Source organism: Zeimonas arvi (genome assembly GCF_008039575.1).
GTDB lineage: Bacteria > Pseudomonadota > Gammaproteobacteria > Burkholderiales > Burkholderiaceae_E > Zeimonas > Zeimonas arvi.
In genome coordinates this window covers 632,775-650,845 of record NZ_VDUY01000001.1, presented here as the reverse complement: position 1 = coordinate 650,845, position 18,071 = coordinate 632,775, and the positions used below count along the sequence as shown (strand labels likewise).

The 18,071-nt window shown below is 73.8% G+C and carries 14 protein-coding genes; 5 read left to right on the top strand and 9 right to left on the bottom strand.

Going from position 1 to position 18,071, the window contains the following annotated elements; translation table 11 throughout:
• Positions 1 to 3: 3 nt before the first annotated feature.
• Positions 4 to 756 carry a DnaA regulatory inactivator Hda gene (gene hda / locus FHP08_RS03010; protein ID WP_147702806.1) on the bottom strand — a complete coding sequence of 251 codons (753 nt, stop codon included), beginning with the start codon at positions 754 to 756 and terminating at the stop codon, positions 4 to 6.
• On the bottom strand, positions 753 to 1,829 hold the full coding sequence (locus FHP08_RS03005) for an AI-2E family transporter (RefSeq protein ID WP_147702805.1): 1,077 nt from the start codon (positions 1,827 to 1,829) through the stop codon (positions 753 to 755). Before FHP08_RS03005 ends, hda begins: the two co-directional genes overlap by 4 nt.
• Positions 1,830 to 1,947: 118 nt before the next feature.
• Between FHP08_RS03005 and purM the strand changes: the two genes are divergently transcribed.
• Genes purM through FHP08_RS02990 form a run of 3 tightly spaced genes read left to right on the top strand, consistent with a single transcriptional unit; the run spans position 1,948 to position 8,733 of the window.
• Entirely contained in the window at positions 1,948 to 2,994 is a 1,047-nt protein-coding gene (gene purM, locus FHP08_RS03000) for a phosphoribosylformylglycinamidine cyclo-ligase (protein ID WP_147702804.1), read from the top strand.
• Positions 2,969 to 4,840: an autotransporter assembly complex protein TamA gene (locus tag FHP08_RS02995; RefSeq protein ID WP_147702803.1), complete on the top strand. Its 1,872-nt coding sequence runs from the start codon at positions 2,969 to 2,971 to the stop codon at positions 4,838 to 4,840. The genes purM and FHP08_RS02995 overlap by 26 nt, the downstream gene beginning before the upstream one ends.
• Positions 4,840 to 8,733 (top strand): translocation/assembly module TamB domain-containing protein, encoded by a 3,894-nt coding sequence (locus FHP08_RS02990; RefSeq protein WP_147702802.1) that lies wholly within the window; start codon positions 4,840 to 4,842, stop codon positions 8,731 to 8,733. The genes FHP08_RS02995 and FHP08_RS02990 overlap by 1 nt, the downstream gene beginning before the upstream one ends.
• Here FHP08_RS02990 and FHP08_RS02985 read toward each other — a convergent pair.
• The 4 genes from FHP08_RS02985 to mutL are packed head-to-tail and all read right to left on the bottom strand — an operon-like array spanning position 8,718 to position 13,139.
• On the bottom strand, positions 8,718 to 9,203 hold the full coding sequence (locus tag FHP08_RS02985) for a gluconokinase (RefSeq protein ID WP_147703116.1): 486 nt from the start codon (positions 9,201 to 9,203) through the stop codon (positions 8,718 to 8,720). The two genes, FHP08_RS02990 and FHP08_RS02985, sit on opposite strands and share 16 nt — an antisense overlap.
• 56 nt (positions 9,204 to 9,259) lie before the next feature.
• Complete coding sequence (gnd, locus tag FHP08_RS02980; protein WP_147702801.1) at positions 9,260 to 10,267, bottom strand: phosphogluconate dehydrogenase (NAD(+)-dependent, decarboxylating); 1,008 nt, start codon at positions 10,265 to 10,267, stop codon at positions 9,260 to 9,262.
• A gap of 26 nt (positions 10,268 to 10,293) precedes the next feature.
• Positions 10,294 to 11,250 carry a tRNA (adenosine(37)-N6)-dimethylallyltransferase MiaA gene (gene miaA / locus FHP08_RS02975; RefSeq protein WP_147702800.1) on the bottom strand — a complete coding sequence of 319 codons (957 nt, stop codon included), beginning with the start codon at positions 11,248 to 11,250 and terminating at the stop codon, positions 10,294 to 10,296.
• Positions 11,247 to 13,139, bottom strand: coding sequence for a DNA mismatch repair endonuclease MutL (gene mutL, locus FHP08_RS02970; RefSeq protein WP_147702799.1), 1,893 nt, complete (start codon positions 13,137 to 13,139; stop codon positions 11,247 to 11,249). The genes miaA and mutL overlap by 4 nt, the downstream gene beginning before the upstream one ends.
• A 223-nt stretch (positions 13,140 to 13,362) precedes the next feature.
• Here mutL and FHP08_RS02965 point away from each other — a divergent pair, with 223 nt between their 5' ends.
• Positions 13,363 to 14,046 (top strand): winged helix-turn-helix domain-containing protein, encoded by a 684-nt coding sequence (locus tag FHP08_RS02965; protein WP_187272145.1) that lies wholly within the window; start codon positions 13,363 to 13,365, stop codon positions 14,044 to 14,046.
• A 4-nt stretch (positions 14,047 to 14,050) separates the two neighbouring features.
• Here FHP08_RS02965 and FHP08_RS02960 read toward each other — a convergent pair whose 3' ends face one another.
• Positions 14,051 to 15,511 carry an N-acetylmuramoyl-L-alanine amidase gene (locus tag FHP08_RS02960; protein WP_147702797.1) on the bottom strand — a complete coding sequence of 487 codons (1,461 nt, stop codon included), beginning with the start codon at positions 15,509 to 15,511 and terminating at the stop codon, positions 14,051 to 14,053.
• Positions 15,454 to 15,966, bottom strand: coding sequence for a tRNA (adenosine(37)-N6)-threonylcarbamoyltransferase complex ATPase subunit type 1 TsaE (gene tsaE, locus FHP08_RS02955; protein WP_147702796.1), 513 nt, complete (start codon positions 15,964 to 15,966; stop codon positions 15,454 to 15,456). The genes FHP08_RS02960 and tsaE overlap by 58 nt, the downstream gene beginning before the upstream one ends.
• Positions 15,967 to 15,993: 27 nt before the next feature.
• On the opposite strand from tsaE, the gene queG reads away from it, so the two are divergent.
• The gene (queG, locus tag FHP08_RS02950) at positions 15,994 to 17,160 is read left to right on the top strand and encodes a tRNA epoxyqueuosine(34) reductase QueG (RefSeq protein WP_147702795.1); all 1,167 of its coding nucleotides are present in this window, start codon (positions 15,994 to 15,996) and stop codon (positions 17,158 to 17,160) included.
• On the opposite strand, the gene FHP08_RS02945 is transcribed toward queG, so the two are convergent.
• On the bottom strand, positions 17,150 to 18,067 hold the full coding sequence (locus tag FHP08_RS02945; RefSeq protein ID WP_147702794.1) for an AEC family transporter: 918 nt from the start codon (positions 18,065 to 18,067) through the stop codon (positions 17,150 to 17,152). The genes queG and FHP08_RS02945 overlap by 11 nt on opposite strands.
• Positions 18,068 to 18,071 lie beyond the last annotated feature (4 nt).

The window sequence follows — 18,071 nt, the reverse complement described above, 5'->3', positions numbered from 1 at the left end:
CGATTATGATTTTACCAGCGGCTCGGCGTTCTCGAATTCGCGCAGCAGCGGCAGCGTGATGGCGCGCTTGCGCTCGAGCGCGTAGCGGTCCAGCGCGTCGAGCAGCCGCAGCAACCAGCGGATGTCGCGCGAGCGGTGGGTGAGAAGCCAGCGGATCAGCTCGTCGGGCAGCGCGATGCCTCGACCCTGCGCGGCGCGGCGCAGCGCGTCGGCCTTCTCGCCGTCGGTGAGCAGCGCGAGCCGCAGCACCACGCCCCAGCCGAGCCGGGTGCGCAGCTCGTCGCGCAGCGCCAGCGCAATCGGGGGCTGGGCGCCGGCCGCCGCGAAGGCCGCGCCCGGGATCTCGCCCACCCGGTTGAACAGGTGGAAGACGGCCTGCTGGCGGGCGTCGTCGAGGCCTTCGCAGTCGTCGACGATCACCACCGGCGCGGCGGGCCGGGCCCCCGGTGGCGAGGCGGCAAGCTGCAAAAGCCGGTCGAGCGCGTCGGCGAAGGCCGCCGTCGGCGGTTCGGGCCCCAGGCGGATCGCGCGCGCCCCCACCGCCGCGGCCAGCGCATCGAGCAGGTGGGTCTTGCCGGCGCCCGGCTCGCCCCACAGGTAGACCGCGCGCGGCGCGGGCGCCGCGTCTTCCTCCCCGGCCACGACCCGGAGGACGGCCAGCGCTTCGCCGTTGCTGCCTGCCACGTAGTTGTCGAAGGAAGGCGGCTCGGCGGCGCTCAGGGCCAGCGGGATCTGCCGCATCGGGCCGGCGCTCACTGGCCCTGCTCGCGGCGGTAGAAGTCGCTGTCGACCCAGGCCTGTCGCAGCCGGCGCAGGCCCACCGCGGTGATCGCCGCCAGCGGCAGCGCGAGCAGCACGCCCACGAAGCCGAACAGCGCGCCGAAGGCCAGCAGCGCGAAGATCACCGCCACCGGGTGCAGGCCGATCCGCTCGCCGACCAGCCGGGGCGTGAGCCAGGTGCTTTCCGCGACCTGGGCGATGCCATAGATCACGGCCACCGACACGAAACCGGCCAGCGGCCCGAGCTGCAGCATGCCGGCGATGGCGGCGAACAGGAAGCCGAGCGCGAAGCCGATGTACGGAATGAAGATCAGCAGCCCGCTCAGCACGCCGATCGGCAGCCACAGCTCGAAGCCCGCGACCAGGAGGGCGACCGAGAACCAGACCGCCAGCGTCAGCATGACCAGCATCTGGCCGCGCAGGTACTGGCCGAGCAGCGCGTCGGTTTCCCCGAGCAGCGCGTCGATCTCGGGTTTCCAGCGCGGCGGGATCAGGTCGCGGGTGCGCCCGGTGATCTCGGGCCAGTCGGCCAGCAGGTAGAAGAGCACCACCGGCACCAGGAACAGGGTGCCGATCACCTGCAGCGCGGCGCCCCAGCCGGTCTTCGCGTAGCCGAACAGCGCGGCCAGCACGTCCTCGCCGCTGTCGGCGAACTGGGCGGCCAGCCATTCGCGGATCGAGGCTGCGTCGAGCTGGATGCTGAGCCCGGAGATCCGCTCGAGCCAGGGTTGCACCCGGCCGGTGATCGTGGCCACCAGCCCGGGCAACTCGCTGCGGATCAGGCCGAACTCCTTCTGCACGATGGGCACCAGGATCAGCACCAGCGCGAGCAGCGCGAGCAGCGCCAGCGAAATGGCGAGCACGACCGCGACCAGGCGGGGCACGCGCCGGCGCTGCATCGCCGCCACCAGCGGCGACAGCACGTAGGCGAGGATCGCGGCCGCGACGAAGGGCGTGAGCACCTGGCCGAGCGCGATCAGCGCCCAGACGAAGAGCGCGCCTACCCCTGTCCACAACAAGGTCTGGCGCTGGCGGGCGGTGAAGGGCAAGAGGCTACAATCCGGGGAAAAGCTCCATTTTACGGGCGCGGGGCGTCTTGCGGCCGAAACGCATGCGAACGGACGCGCACCACCGAACGCACGACCGACTCCACCGGATACCGCCACGATGGCTGATTCTCTCTCCTACAAGGATGCCGGCGTCGACATCGATGCCGGCGACGCGCTGGTCGACCGGATCAAGCCGCTTGCCAAACGCACGATGCGCGAGGGCGTGCTGGCCGGCATCGGCGGTTTCGGCGCGCTGTTCGAGGTGCCCAGGCGCTACCGCGAGCCCGTGCTGGTCTCGGGCACCGATGGCGTGGGCACCAAGCTGAAGGTCGCCTTTTCGCTGAACCGCCACGACACGGTCGGCATCGACCTGGTGGCCATGAGCGTCAACGACATCCTGGTCCAGGGCGCCGAGCCGCTGTTCTTCCTCGACTACTTCGCCTGCGGCCGGCTCGACGTCGACACCGCCGCCCAGGTGGTCGGCGGCATCGCCCGAGGCTGCGAGCTGGCGGGCTGCGCGCTGATCGGCGGCGAGACCGCCGAGATGCCTGGCATGTACCCCGACGGCGAGTACGACCTGGCCGGCTTCGCGGTCGGCGCGGTCGAGAAGTCCAAGATCCTCGACGGCTCGAAGGTCGCCGCGGGCAACGCGGTCATCGGCCTGGCCTCGAGCGGCGCGCACTCGAACGGCTATTCGCTGGTCCGCCGCATCGTCGAGCGTGCCCACGGCGGCTTCGACACGCCGGCGATGCAGGCCGACTTCGACGGCCGCTCTTTTGCCGATGCGCTGATCGCACCCACCCGCATCTACGTGAAGCCGGTGCTGGGCCTGCTCGAGGCGCTGCCCGTCCACGGTCTGGCCCACATCACCGGCGGCGGCCTGGTCGGCAACGTGCCGCGCGTGCTGCCCGAGCACCTGCAGGCCGTGCTGCATCGCGACGCCTGGACCATGCCGTCGCTGTTCCAGTGGCTGCAGCGCGAAGGCCGCGTGGCCGACGACGAGATGCACCGCGTGTTCAACTGCGGCGTCGGCATGGTCGCGATCGTTCCGGCCGAGTCGGTCGACGCTGCGCTCGCGGCCCTGCACGACGCCGGCGAAACCGCCTGGCGGATCGGGGAGATCGTCGAGCGGCGGGGCGATGCGCCGCAGACCGTGGTCGCCTGATCGTCACGGCGCGCCGACGCGCGGCGCGCTTCGCCTCCTCGCGACCGCCTGGCTGCTGCTGGTCGCCGCGTTGCCGGCGCGCGCCGAGAACTACCGGCTGGAGATCGAGGCGCCCGAGGAACTGGTCGAGCCGATCCGCGAGCGCACGCTGCTCGGGCGCTGGATCGAGGAGGCCGGCTTCGAGCGCGAGCAGCTGCCGCTCTTCGTGATCCGCGGTCGCGAAGAAGCCGCCGCCATCGTGCGCGACGCCGGCTACTTTTCGGCGAAGGTCGAGGTCCGGGTCGATCCGCCCGAGGCGGGCGAACCGGCCGACCTGCTGGCGCCGGCGCGGCCCGCTGCCGACGCGGCCCTGCCCACCGTGACCATCGCCGTCGACGCCGGCGCGCGCACCACGGTGTCGCGACTGGCCTTCGAGCTCGACGGCGCTGCCGACGCGCAGGCGCTGCGCGACGAGCTGCTCGAGCGCTGGCCCTTGCCGGAAGGCAGTTTCTTCCGGCCCAGCGCCTGGGAGCAGGGCAAGCGGCTGATGCTCGAGCTGCTGCAGCAGCGCGGTTTCGTGCGCGCGAAGATCGCGAGCAGCCGCGCCCAGGTCGACGTGCAGGCCACCGCCGCGAGCCTGGCGCTCACGATCGAGACCGGTCCGCGCCTGCCCTTCGGCGCGCTCACGGTGCGCGGGCTGGAGCGTTACGACCGCAGCATCGTGGAGGCGCTCAAGCCCTGGCGCGAGGCGGGCCCGGATGCCGCCGGCGACCCCTACGACTTCGACCAGCTGCTGCGCTTCCAGGCCCGGCTGCGCGGATCCGGCTATTTCACCGGAGTCGACGTGCTGCCCGACCTGTCGGCGATCGAGGCCGACCCCGGCCTGGCCGAGGTGCCGGTGGTGGCGGTGCTGCGCGAGCGGCGGCGCAAGCGCGTGACGCTGGGCGTGGGCTACAGCTCCGACGAAGGGCCCCGCGCGCTGCTTGGCTACGAGCATCGCGACTTCCTCGGGCGCGGCCTGCAGCTCGAATCGGGCCTGCTGTGGCAGGACGTGCGGCGGCGAGCCTTCGTGTCGGTGCGCACGCCCCAGCGGGCGGACGGCTACTTCGACCAGGCCGGCGCGCGCGTCGAGCGGCTCGAGGTCCAGGGCGAGCTGACCGACCGCCAGACGGTGCTGGTCGGGCGCGGCAAGCGCGGCGAGGAAATCGACCACTTCCTGTCGCTGCAGTACCAGACCGAGCAGCGCACGGTGCCGCTCGACCCGGAGACCGACCGCCGGCAGGCCTTCACGCTCGGCTATGCATGGAACCTGCGCCGGGTCGACTCCCAGGTCGACCCGCGGCGCGGCTACACGATCAGCGCCCAGGCCTCGGGCGGCGCGCGGGCCCTGTTCAGCGATCGCAGCTTCGTGCGGACCTGGGCGCGCGCGATGCGCTTCTGGCCGATGCCCGAGGGCTCGGCCTTCGATGGCGGCATCCTGGTCGGCCTGGTCGAAGGCGGGCAGGTCTTCGCTTCCTCGCGCGAGGGGATCCCGACCGAGAACCTGTTCCGCACCGGCGGCACGCACACGGTGCGCGGCTACCCCTACCTGTCGCTGGGCGTGCCCGAGGGCGGGGCGATCGTCGGTGGCCGCGTGATGGCGCTGGCCAGCCTCGAGTACCAGCATCCGCTGGTGCGCGACTGGTACGGCGCGGTCTTCCTCGACGCGGGCGACGCCGCCGACCGCTGGCAGGACTGGAAGCCGGCCTGGGGCGCCGGGGTCGGCGTGCGCTGGCGCTCGCCGATCGGGCCGGTCAACCTGGACCTGGCCTGGGGCGACGAGGTCCGGCGGCTGCGCTTCCACCTCTCGGTCGGGTACGCCTTCTGATGCGGCTGCGACGACTGATCGGCTGGGCGGCCGGCGCGTTGCTGGCCCTGCTGCTGCTGGCCGCAGCGGCGGGCGCCTGGTGGGTCGGGCAGACCACGTCCTTCGTGCGCTGGGCGCTGGCGCAGGCCGAAACGGCCGCTGGCGGGGCGCTGCGGTCCGGCGAGGCGCGCGGCACGCTGCTGTCGGGCGTCGAGCTGGCGCGGATGACCTGGGAGCAGGCCGGCACGCGGGTGGAGATCACCGGGCTGCGGCTGGGCTGGCGGCCGGTCGCGCTGCTGTCGGGCGAACTGCGCCTGAGCGAGCTGCGCGCCGCGCGCGTTGCGGTCACGCTCGGGCCGGGCGGCGAGGGCGGGCCGCCGGTGCTGCCCGAGCGGATCGCGCTGCCTATGAAGGTCGCCGTCGACGAACTCGAGGTCGGCGAGCTCTCGGTGCGCGGCGAAGGGTTCTCGATGCCGGCGATCCGTGGCCTGCTCGCCGGGCTGCGCATCGACGACCAGGCCCTGCGGCTGCCACGGCTGGCGGCCAGCGTCGACGGCTGGGGCGCGCTGAGCGCCGAGGCGCACGCGGCGGTGGCGTCGCCCTTCCAGACCGCGCTGGCGGCGCGCATCGAGCCGGCGATCCCCGGCTATCCCTTGCTGCCGCCGCTGCAGCTCGATGCGAACGGGCCGATCGAGACGCTCGCCGCACGTCTGCGGATGCTCGCCCCGCCCGGCAAGGCGAGCCTGGGCGAGCCGGGCCCGGGCGCGCCGGCCTGGGCCACGCTCGAGACGACGGTGCGGCCGCTGTCGCCGCTGCCGGTGCAGGCGCTGACGCTGTCGCTCGACGGCTTCGAGCCCGACGCGATCGGCCTGCCCGGCCCGCGGGCGCGGCTCTCCGGGCGGCTGGAGCTTGCGGCCGAATCCGCGAGCGAAGCGGCCTCGCTTGCCGAGGTGGCCTGGCGCGGCCGGCTGGCGCTGCGCAATGCGCTGCCCGGCCCGGTCGACACCGGGCTGCTGCCCTTCGCCAGCCTGGACACCGCACTGCGCTGGGCGGATCGCCGGCTGGCGCTCGACGACATCGATCTGGACGGCGGCATGTTGCGCGGCGAGATCCTGGTGGACACGGCCGTGTCGCGCCCGCTCTTCGGCGTCGAGCTGCCGGCGATCGCGGCACGGCTGGCCTTGCGCGGCCTGGATCCGGCGAAGGCGCACCGCCAGGCCTGGCCGGCCAGGCTGGGCGGCGAGATCGCGCTCGACGCCGGGCGCCTCGAGTTCTCGCTGACCGACGCCGACCGGCGCAACCTGAGCCTGGCCGGGGCGGCGATCCTGCAGGGCGAGCGCCTGCGGATCGCCTCGTCGAAGCTGCGCACGCCTTCGGGCTCGATCGACGTGGCCGGCAGTGCTCGATGGCAGGCGCCCTGGCAGATCGACCTCGAAGGCCGCTTTGCCGGCCTCGATCCGGCGCGCCTGGCCGCGATCGCCGGTGTCGAGCTGCCGGCGCAAGTGGCTGCGCTGAGTGGGCTGGCCGGCGACTGGGCGGCCAAGGGCGAGGTGGCGCCGGTGCTGGCCCTCGATTCGCGCCTGAGGATCACCGAGGGCCGGTTCGACGACCGGCCCCTTCGCGTCGACTGGCAGGGAAGGGTGTCGCCGGATCGGGTGACCGGCGCCGCCCTGGTTGCGTCGCTGGGCGAGCTGAGCGCGCGGCTGGCCGGCGATGCCGGCCGCGACGGCGACCGTTTGAGCCTGCGCCTGCGATTGCCGTCCTTGGCCGCCGTCGGCACGGCGCTTCCCTTGGCGCTGGGGCTGGAAGGTGCGCTGACCGCCGAGGGCGAGGTGTCGGTGCCGGGCTTCGACGCGGCCGCACTCGAGCGATCGCAGGTGGTGCTGCGAATCGACGCGCGCGGGCTGCGCCACCCGGCGGCCACCGTCGAGCGCGCGCGGATCACGGTCGAGGGCACGCTGGGCGCGCATCGCATGGCGTTCGATCTCGGGCGGGCGCAAGTCGGCTCGACTCGCGTCGCCGGTTCGCTCGTTGCGAGTGGCGGCCTGGCCTTGCCCGGGCTCGCTGCCGGTCAGCCCGGCCGTTCGGCCGGCCAGGCCGGTGGCGATGCCCGGGCCACGGGCGCATCGCCGGCCTGGCGCTGGGAAGGCCGCATCGACCGGCTCGCCACCGAGCTGCCGCTGGCGGTCGCGCTCGCCGCGCCGATGCCGCTTGCGGTCGAGCCGGGCAGCGTGCGGGCCGGGCCCGGCTCGCTGCGCGCCGACGGCGGCCGGCTCGACATCGCCGACTTCGCATTGCGCGAGGGCCGCATCGAGCTCGCCGGCGAGGCGCAGGCGCTGCCGGTATCGCGCTGGGCCGAACGCTTCGGGCTGATCCCCCGGGACGCCGCGACCATCGACGAGGTGAGGCTGGGCGGCCGGTGGACGCTTGCGGGCACCTCGGTCGACGACCTCGACGGCGCGCTGCAGCTGCGCGTCTCGACGACCGAGCGGCTCGACGCCGGCGGCCAGGCCGACCTGCGCCTGCAGCGCGGCGCGCTGTCGGGCCGCGTCGACCTGGTGCTGCCCTCGCTGGCGGTGGCCAACCGGATGATCGGCCCCGAGTGGGCGGTGGCCGGGCGCTTGCGGGTGGCGGCCGATCTGTCGGGCACGCTGCGCGAGCCCGGTTTCGCCGGCACGCTCGAGGGGCGCGAGCTGGCGATGATCCAGCGCCGGCTCGGCTGGCGTCTCGGCGACGGCGTGCTCGACGCCCGCTTCGACGGCGACCGGCTCGAGGTGAAGACGCTGCGGCTCGCCTCCGGCGAGGGCTCGGTCACGCTGAGCGGCACGCTGCTGCTCGAAGGCGCGCGCGGCGACTTCCGGCTGCTTGCCGATCGCCTGCCGGTGCCGATCGGGCCAGGCCAGCGCATCGTGGTCTCGGGCGACACCCGTATCGAGAGCCGGGCGGCGGAACTGCAGTGGACCGGCAAGATCCGCGCCGACGAGGGCCTGATCGAATTGCGCGGCGGCGAGGCGCCGTCGCTGCCGGGCGACGTGGTGATCGTCGACGCTTCGGCGCCGCCCGCGCCCCGGGGCGCCGGGGCCGCCGGAAGCGCGGCCGCGCAGTCCGGGCCCGCACAGTCGGAGTCCGCGCTGAGGCTGGGCGCCGACCTCGAGGTGGACCTCGGCGAGCGCATCCGGGTGCGCGGCAGTGGCGTGGACGCGCGGCTGGCCGGCACGTTGCGGCTGCGCGGCACCCTGCCGGACGCGCCGCGCGCGACCGGCACGGTGCGCATCCGCGACGGCACCTACACCGCCTACGGCCAGAAGCTGGAGATCTCGCGCGGCCGCGTGATCTTCAACGGCCCGCTCGACAATCCGGTGCTCGACATCACCGCGATGCGGCGTGGCCCTGCGGTCGAGGCCGGCGTGGCCGTCACCGGCACCGTGCTGTCGCCGCGGGTGAAGCTGGTATCCGAGCCCGAAGTGCCCGACTCGCAGAAGCTCTCCTGGCTGGTGCTGGGCGTGGGGCCCGAGGACGCCCGCACCGGCGGACAGGTCGCGGCGCTGCAGGCCGCGGCGGCCACGCTGTTCGGCGGCGAAGGCGGCGGCCTGGTGTCCGGCATCCAGGAGTCGCTGGGCCTGGACGTGCTCACGATCCGCAACGCGGCGGCCAGCGGCTTCGACGCGAACTTCGGCGCGAGCTTCCCCGGCCAGGCAGGCACCGGCAGCGCCCCCGCCACCGGCGCCACCCAGGACGTGGTCGCGATCGGCAAGCGTCTCGGCTCCCGGATGCTGATCACCTACGAGCAGGGCCTGCGCGGGATCTGGAGCCTGCTGCGCTTCCAGTACGACATCACCCGCCGGCTGTCGGTGCGGGCGCAGACCGGAACCGACACGGCGGTGGACCTGCTGTACTTTTATTCGTTCGACTGATCCGGGCAGAGGCCCGCGACGATGGCCTCGACCAGCGCGTCGACCGGCTCGGCCACGTCGAGCGTCAGCGCGTCGGCCGGCGGCTCGAGCGTGGCGAACTGGCTGGCCAGCAGCGCGGCGGGCATGTAGCGGTGCCGGCGCGCCGCGAGCCGGTCGCCGATCAGTCCGGCGCTGCCGGCCAGGTGCACGAAGCGCAGGCCCGGCATGCCTTCCGCCAGCGCGTCGCGATAGCGCTGCCTGAGGGCCGAGCAGGCGAGCACCACCGGACCGCCCGCGGCCGCCGATTCGCGCAGCATCGCGTTGAGCCGGGCCAGCCAGGGCGCGCGGTCGCTGTCGTCGAGCGGAACGCCTGCACGCATCTTCTCGACGTTGGCCGGCGGATGGAAGTCGTCGCCGTCGGCGAAGCGCCAGCCCAGGCGATCCGCGAGCGCGCTGCCCACCGTCGACTTGCCGCAGCCCGAGACGCCCATCACGACGATGGCGGTCACCGCGCCCCTCGCGCACGCATCGCCGCGGACCGGTGCGCTCACGATCCGGCCCCGGGCTTGCCCGCCAGCATGGCCGGCGACGAGGCGGCGGTGACCGCGTGGCCGCCGAAGCCCTTGCGCATCAACGCGAGCAGCCGGTTGCCGGTGTCGGCGCGCCCCTGCGAGTCGAAGCGGCTCATCAGCGCCATGGCGATCACCGGCGCCGGCGTTCCCTGGCGCACCGCCTCGTCGACGGTCCAGCGCCCCTCGCCCGAGTCCGGGACCAGCGGCGCCACCGAGCCGATCGCGCCGGGCTCGCGCAGGGCGTCGGCGGTCAGGTCGAGCAGCCAGGAGCGGACCACGCTGCCGTGGCGCCACAGCTCGGCGATCGCGCCGAGGTCCAGCTGCATCTCCTGCCGCCCCTCGAGCAGCGCGAAGCCTTCGGCGATCGCCTGCATCATTCCGTACTCGATGCCGTTGTGGATCATCTTGGTGAAGTGCCCGGCGCCGACCGGACCGCAGTGCAGCCAGCCGCAATCGGGCGCCGGCGCGAGCGCCCGGGCATAGACGGCCACGCGCGCGGCGGCCTGCGCGTCGGCCGCGCCGAACATCAGGCAGTAGCCGTTCGCGAGCCCCCACACGCCGCCCGACACGCCGCAGTCGGCGAAGCCGACACCGTCGGCATCGAGCTCGGCCGCGCGGCGTTGCGAGTCCAGGTAGTTCGCGTTGCCGCCGTCGACGACCAGGTCGCCGGGCGCCAGCAGGCCACGCAGCCCGGCGAGCGTGGACGCGGTGGCCTCGCCGGCCGGCAGCATCAGCCACACGGTGCGCGGCGCCGGCAGCGCGGCCACCGCGTCGGCGAGCGAGGCGTGCAGGCGAACGCCGGGCTCGCCGGCAAGCGCTTCGCGGCTGGCCGGCAGCGGGTCGAAACCCTCGACCGCGATGCCCGCGCGCGCGAGGCGGCGCGCCATGTTGGCGCCCATCCGGCCCAGGCCGATCATCGCGATCGGCGCAGCGGACGGATCGTGTCGGCGGGTGGCGGGGCCGTTCTCGTTTCCTGGGTTCATGTCGCGGGTCTCGTGGGTCTCGGGTGTCAGGCGCCGCTTGCGCGGCGTACGAGCGCCAGCGCCTGCGCGGCGGCGTCGCTCGCCAGGCAGTCGATCACCTGGCGGCCGGGCATCGCGCGCAGCCAGGTCAGTTGCCGCTTGGCCAACTGGCGGGTGGCGGCGATGCCGGCCGCGACCGCGCGCTGCCAGACGTCGCCGCCGTGTTCTCCTTCGTCGCACCATTGCCAGAGCTGGCGATAGCCCACGCAGCGCATGGCCGGCAGGCCGGCGTGCAGGTCGCCGCGCGCGCGCAACGCGCGCACTTCGTCGACGAAGCCGGCGCCGAGCATGGCCTGGAAGCGCTGCGCGATCCGCTCGTGCAGGGCCGCCCGCGAGGAGGGCTCCAGCGCGATCGTGAGGATGGTCTCGGCCGCTGTCCCGACGGGGCGCTGCCGCGCCAGCCACTCGGACATCGGCACGCCGGTCAGCGCCACGATCTCCAGCGCGCGCTGGATACGCTGCGCGTCGCCGGGCTCGAGCCGCGCGGCGGTGGCGGGGTCGAGCGAGGCCAGCCGTGCATGCAGCGCCGGCCAGCCGAGCGCGCGCGCCTCGTCCTCGATGCGGCAGCGCAGCTCGCGGTCGGCCTGCGGCAGCTCGTGCAGGCCCTCGGCGAAGGCCTTCGCGTAGAGCATGGTGCCGCCCACCAGCAGCGGCAGGCGGCCGCGCGCGCGAATGCCGGCGATGGCCGCGCGGGCGTCGGCCACGAAGCGGGCGGCCGAATAGCTCTCGGTGGGCTCGATCAGGTCGATCAGGTGGTGCGGCACGCGGCGCCTCTCGTCGGGGCCGGGCTTGGCGGTGCCGATGTCCATGCCGCGGTAGACGAGCGCCGAATCGACCGACACGATCTCGACCGGCAGTCGTTCGGCGATCGCCAGCGCGACGGCGGTCTTGCCCGAGGCGGTCGGTCCGAGCAGCATCACGAGCGGCGGATCGCCGGCGCTCATTGGCCGCGCAGGAACCAGCGGTCCAGCTCCGTGATGCCTACCTGCACCCAGGTCGGCCGGCCGTGGTTGCACTGGTCGGCCGCGGGGGTGCGCTCGATGTCGCGCAGCAGCGCGTTCATTTCGTCGAGGCCCAGGCGGCGATTCGCGCGCACCGCGGCGTGGCAGGCCATCGTGGCCAGCATCGCGTCGCGGCGTGCCGCCAGCGCCGCCGATGCGCCGTACTCGCGGATCTCGTCGATCACCGAGCGCGCGAGCGCGACCACGTCGCCGCGCGCGAGCTCGGCAGGCACCGCGCGCACCGCCAGCACGTCGGGACCCATCGCCGAGACGTCCAGCCCGAGCTGCGCGATCGTCTCCTGCTCGTCCTCGACCACGCGCACCTCGAGGGGGTCGGCGCGGAAGGTGGCCGGGATCAGCAGCGGCTGCTGCTTCAGTCCGTGGTCGGCGATGGCGGTCTTCAGCCGCTCGTAGACGATGCGCTCGTGCGCCGCGTGCATGTCGACGACCACCAGTCCCGCGGCGTTCTGCGCCAGGATGTACAGGCCGTGCAGCTGCGCGATCGCGAAGCCGAGCGGCGGGATGTCCGCCGGCGACCGTTGGACGAAAGCCGTGCCGCCGGCCTCGCCCGCTCCACCGGTCTCGCCTGTTCCACCGGACGCGGTCGGCACGGATCCGCTGGCCCGCTCGAAGATGGCCAGCCCGGCGCCCGGGGCGAAGTCCACGCCGGGCGCATGGAACTGCAGGCTGCGGGTCACGTCGGCGGCGGTGAGTCGCGAACCGATCGCGCCGGTCGCGGCGGCAAAGCGGAAGACCGTGTCGCCCGGGCCGCCGGAGGGTCCGCCTTCGCCGTGCCCGCCACCGGCATCCTGCCCGGCGCTGCCCCCCGCCGGGCGATGCGCCTCGCGCAGCGCGTCCTGGACCGCATGGAATACGAATGACCTGACCGCGGAGGCATCGCGAAAGCGGACCTCGGTCTTGGCCGGATGCACGTTCGCGTCCACCAGCGACGGATCGAGCCACAGGTGCAGCACCCAGGCGGCGTGCCGGTCGCCGTGCATCATGTCCGAGTAGGCTTGGCGTACCGCGTAGCCGAGCAGCCGGTCGCGCACGAAGCGTCCGTTCACGTAGAGGAACTGCCGGTCGGCGCGCGCGCGGTTCAGCGTGGGCGCGCCGAGCACGCCCTGCAGCCGCAGGCCGCCGGCCTCGGCGTCGACCAACCGGTGCGCGGACTTGTAGTCGTCGCCCAGGCCGGCCAGCGCCCGCTCGCGCCAGCCGCCGGCCGGCAGCGGCTCGACGGCCCGGCCGTCGTTCACCGCCTCGAAGCCGATGTCGGGATGGGCCAGCGCCACCCGGCGCAGCGCCTCCAGGCAGTGGGCCGCCTCGGTGGCCGGCGCCTTCAGGAACTTGCGCCGCGCCGGTGTGGCCGCGTACAGGTCCAGCACTTCGATCGTGGTGCCGCGCGCGCCCGCCGCCGGCTGGATCTCGCCGGTCTCGGCGTCGAGCTTCCAGGCGTGCCCGGCGTCGGCGGTGCGGCTGGTCACGCTCAGGCGGGCCACCGACGCGATCGACGCGAGCGCCTCGCCGCGGAAGCCCAGCGTGGCCACCCGCTCGAGCTCGTCGAGCGTGGCGATCTTGCTGGTGGCGTGGCGCAGTGGGGCGAGCGGCAGTTCGGCGGCCGGGATGCCGACGCCGTCGTCGGCCACCACGATTCGGCGCACCCCGCCTTCCTCGATGCGCAGCGAGATCCGGCTCGCGCCGGCGTCGATCGCGTTCTCGAGAAGTTCCTTGACCACCGAGGCGGGCCGCTCGACCACCTCGCCGGCAGCGATCTGGCTGATCAGGCGATCGGGCAGCGGCGCGATCGGGCGGCGCGTCGTGGGGGCATTCATGGCGGGATTATAGGGAGCCGCGTGCGACATCCCCGGCCAGCCGGCGGTGTTCGAGGCGCTCCGGCACCCGTCGAGGCGTTGCCGCGAAACGACGCGCGCTTGACCGATATCATCGCTCGCGCCCCCGGCCCCGCGTAGCATGAGCTCCGGACTTTCCTGAACCCCCCGGGGCGCGCCGCTCGGCGCCTCGATGCCGGCCGGCCGGAAACGGCCGGAATCGCCGATGAAGACACTCGCGGTCAGCCGGGATGACCTCACGCTCGAGCGCCTTGCCGAGCCCTTGCGCGCGGCCGGCCACCAGGTCGACCTGGCCGCCAGTCTCCTGGCGGCCGACGAGGCGCTGCGCGGCGGCCACTACGACGCGATCCTGGTCGACCTGCCCGTGCAGGCGGCCGACGAACTGGCGTGGCTGCGCAGCCTGCGCGAGCGCCGGATCCGGCTGGGCGTGGTCACGCTCAGCGCGCTCGATGCGGTCGAGACCCGGATCGCGGCCGTCGAGGCCGGGGCGGACGACCACCTGATCCGGCCGGTCGACCCGCGCGAGCTGGTCGCGCGCTGCCAGGCGCTCCTGCGCCGGCAGAGCGGGACGGCGCTGCGGACCGACGTCGTCGTCTGCGGGGAACTGGTGGTCGACAGCCGGCGGCGCGAAGTCCGGCACGGCTCGGTGCCCATCGACCTGACGCCGCGCGAGTGGTCGATCCTGGAGTTCCTGGTCATGCACGCCGGCGCCGCGGTCACCAAGGACCGGCTCTTGCGCGCGATTGCCGGATGGGACGAAAAGCTCGCGCCGAACGCGATCGAAGTCTACGTGTCGCGGCTTCGCGGCAAGCTGGCCGGCACCGGCGCGCGCATCAGCACGGTGCGCGGAGTCGGCTACCGGCTCGAGCAGCCCGCCGAGGTCGCCTGATCGTTCAGGTGAGCCGTCCGCGCTGCTCCGGCGGGTGGCTGCGCAGCCAGGACTGGATGCCCCGGAAGATCGCGTCGGCCACGTTCGCCTGGTAGCGCGGGTCGCGCAGCCGGCGTTCCTCGTGGGGGTTGCTGATGAACGCGGTCTCGACCAGGATCGACGGGATGTCGGGCGCCTTGAGCACCGCGAAGCCGGCCTGCTCGATCCGCGGCTTGTGGAGGTTGCCGACGTCGCCCAGCTCGGCCAGCACCCGCTGGCCGATCACGCTCGAGGCCTGGATCTGCGCGCTGGTCGACAGGTCGAGCAAGACCTGGCGCACCTCGGCGTTGCGCGTGTTCAGGTTCACCCCGCCGATCAGGTCCGAGGCGTTCTCCCGGTTGGCCAGCCAGCGCGCGGCCGAACTGCTCGCCCCGCGCTCGGAGAGCACGTACACCGAGGCGCCGCGCGCAGTCGGCCGCACGAAGGCGTCGGCGTGGATGGACACCAGCAGGTCGGCCTGCACCCGTCTGGCCTTGGCGACCCGCGTGGCCAGCGGCACGAAGTAGTCGCCGTCCCGGGTCATGAAGGGGCGCATCGCCGGATCGGCCTGGATCCTCTCGCGAAGCAGCTGTGCGATGCGAAGGACCACGTCCTTCTCGCGCGTGCCGGCGCGACCGATCGCGCCCGGGTCTTCCCCGCCGTGCCCCGGGTCGATCGCGATGGTGACCAGCCGGGTGGCGGGTCCCCTGGGCGAGGCGGGGGGGGCGACCGCGCCCGGGGGCCGCGACTTCGCAGGCCCGTGTCGCGACGTGATCGGCGGCACCGTGGCCGGCGCCTCGGCCCAGGCGCCCGGCGAGCCGCCCGGTCCGCCGGGCTGCGGTGCGGAGGGCCCGCTTGCACGGGGTTCGCCCGCGGGCACCCCCCCGGGCCGGCTCCCCCCCAGGAGCGCAGCGAGCGGATCGGGCTGCGGCGCGGGAGGGGCGGCGGGCCCGGCCCGGTTCATCTGCTCGAGCAGCGAGGCCAGCGGATCGGGGGCGACCGTGGGGTACAGGTCCAGCACCAGCCTGTGCCGGTAGTTGCCGACCGGCGGCAGCGTGAACAGCTGGGGCGCTACCTCGGTCTTCAGGTCGAAGACCAGCCGCGCCACGCGGGGCCGGTTCTGGCCGATGCGCACCTGAGCGATGTACGGATCGTCGGGCTGCACCTTGGCGATCAGCTCGCGCAGCGCGAGGTCGATCTCCAGGCCTTCCAGGTCGACGACGATCCGGGGCGGATCGGAGAGCTGCATCTGCGTGGAGCGCAGCGGCTCGTCGAGCTCGAGCGCCACCCGCGTGTAGTCGCGGGCCGGCCACACCCGCACCGCCACGATGGTGGCCGCCTGCGCGGCCGGTGCGGCGAGCGCGGCCAGCGCGCCCGCCACCGCGCGGCTCAGCGCGGCGCCGGCTCCGGCCCGAAGCAGCCGGCGGCGCGAATCGCGTTCAGGCATGCGAGCCCCTGCGGCCCGCGCGCGTGCGCGTCGACCCGGCGTGCGTCGCCGCCCGCCGCCGGATCGCAGCGGATCCGCAGCAGCAGGTCGGGTTCGGGAAGCGTGTTGCCGGCCATCTCGGGCCATTCGATGACGACCACGCCGCGCCCGTCGAGATATTCGTCGAAGCCTGCATCCAGCCAAGCCCTCTCGGATGAGAGCCTATAAAAATCAAAATGATACAGATTGAACTTCGACAGATTATAAGGTTCCACCAGCGTGAAGGTGGGGCTTTTTGCACGTCCGGTGTGGCCGAGCGCCCGCAGCAGGGCGCGGGTGAAGGCGGTCTTGCCGCTGCCCAGGTCGCCGGACAGGTGGATCGTGGTGCCGGGTTGCAGCGCGCCCGCGATCGCCCGGGCGAGCGCCGCGGTGGCGGTCTCGTCGGGCAGCAGCAGGCTCAGCGAATCGGCGGGCATCGGCGCGCCCCTTAGAATGGTCGAGTCATGTCCTCGACGCCGAACCTCGCGACCGCAACGCTGCGGCAGTGGGCCGCCGAGCTCGGCTTCGCGTCGCTCGGCGTGGCCGGCGTCGACCTGTCGTCGGTCGAGGGCGGCCTGCAGGCCTGGCTCGACGCGGGTTGGCACGGCGAAATGGATTATATGGCGCGGCACGGCATGGCCCGGGCCCGTCCGGCCGAGCTGGTGCCCGGGACCGTCAGCGCGATCATGGTCACGCTCGACTACGCGCCGGAGGATCCCGGATGGGTGGATCTGGCGTGGCGAACCCTCGCCCAGGGCGAGCGCGCCTACCTGTCGCGCTACGCGCTGGGGCGCGATTATCACAAGGTGGTGCGTGCCCGGCTGCAGAAGCTGGCCGAGCGGATCGCCGCGGCGGCCGGACCCTTCGGCCACCGGGTGTTCTGCGACTCGGCGCCGGTCATGGAGGTCGAGCTCGCGCGCCGCGCCGGACTCGGCTGGCGCGGCAAGCACACGCTGCTCATCCACCCGAAGCGCGGCTCCACCTTCTTCCTGGGCACGCTCTACACCGACCTGCCGCTGCCGGCCGACGAACCCGAGCCCGACCACTGCGGCAGCTGCACCCGCTGCATCGAGGCTTGCCCGACCGGGGCGATCGTGTCGCCCTGGCGCCTCGACGCCCGGCGCTGCATCTCCTACCTGACGATCGAGCTGAAGGGGGCGATCCCGGAGCCCCTGCGGGCGCCGATCGGCAATCGCATCTACGGCTGCGACGACTGCCAGCTCGCCTGTCCGTGGAACCGATTCGCGCAGCCAGCCGGGCTTCCTGACTTCGCGCCCCGCAACGGCCTCGACGCGGCCTCGCTGGTCGAACTCTTCCGCTGGAGCGCCGAAGAGTTCGACGCGCGCCTGGCCGGCTCGCCGATCCGGCGCATCGGCCACGAGCGCTGGCTGAGGAACATCGCGGTGGCGCTGGGCAACGCGGGCGGGACTGACGGGGTCCGCGGCGCGGAGGGCACGGGCGGCGGGGCCGATGCGATCGCCGTCGCGCGCGCAGCGCTCGCGGCGCGGGCCGATCATCCGTCCGCACTGGTCAGGGAGCATGTCGGCTGGGCCCTGGCGCAACTGGAGCGCCGCGCGCCGGGCGGGCGAAACGAGGGCGGCGAGGGGGCGCCGGCTCGCGCTAACGACTGAGGCCGATCCAGAACGGCAGCGCCACCAGCGCTGCCAGCATCGACACCGTGACCAGCATCGCCACGAAGGGGCCGTCGCCGCCCATCCTGCTCGCCAGGATGTAGGACGACGAGGCCGCCGGCATCGAGGCGAACAGCACCGCGATCTGCTGCGCGAGCGGCGGCACGCCGAACAGGCTCGAGAGCAGCAGCGCGGTGGCTGGCATCGCGACCAGCTTGACCGCGGTGAACCAGGCGGTCAGCCGCAACGCGCTGGCGCGCGCGGCGCCATCCGAGGTCGGCGAGCGTTCCAGCCGCAGGCCGGCGCCCGCGGCGAGCAGGCCGAGCGCCAGCGACGCGCTGCCCAGCCGGCCGATCGTGGCGCCGATCGGCTCGGGCAACGACAAGCCGGCGAAGTTGCCGGCCAGCCCGGCCAGCGTGGCCAGGATCAGCGGATTGCGCGCCAGCTCGCGCGCCAGGCCGCTGTTGGCCGTGCGCGCCAGGGGCCAGACTGCCGCCACGTTCAGGATCGGCACCGCCCCGCCCATGACGACCGCGGCCAGCGCGAGTCCCGGTTCGCCGGCAAAGCGCTGCGCCAGCGCCAGGAGAATGTAGGAGTTGAAGCGGAAGGCGCACTGCACGCCCGAGGCGAACTGCAGCGGCAGGGGCCTGAGCAGCGGACGGGCCGCAAAGCCGAGTGCGATCCCGATCGCGATCGCGCCGAGCGTCACCGACACTGCCGGCAGCGCGCCCGCCGAGCCCAGGTTGGTGCGCAGGATCGTGTTGAAGAGCAGCGCCGGGAAGAGCAGGAAATAGATCATCTTCTCGAGCTCCTGCCAGAAGCCGCGGCCCCAGATTCCGGAGCGGAAGAGCAGGTGCCCGATCGCGATCAGCGCCAGGTCGGGAAAGAGAAGGGTGAGCGTTTCCATCGGC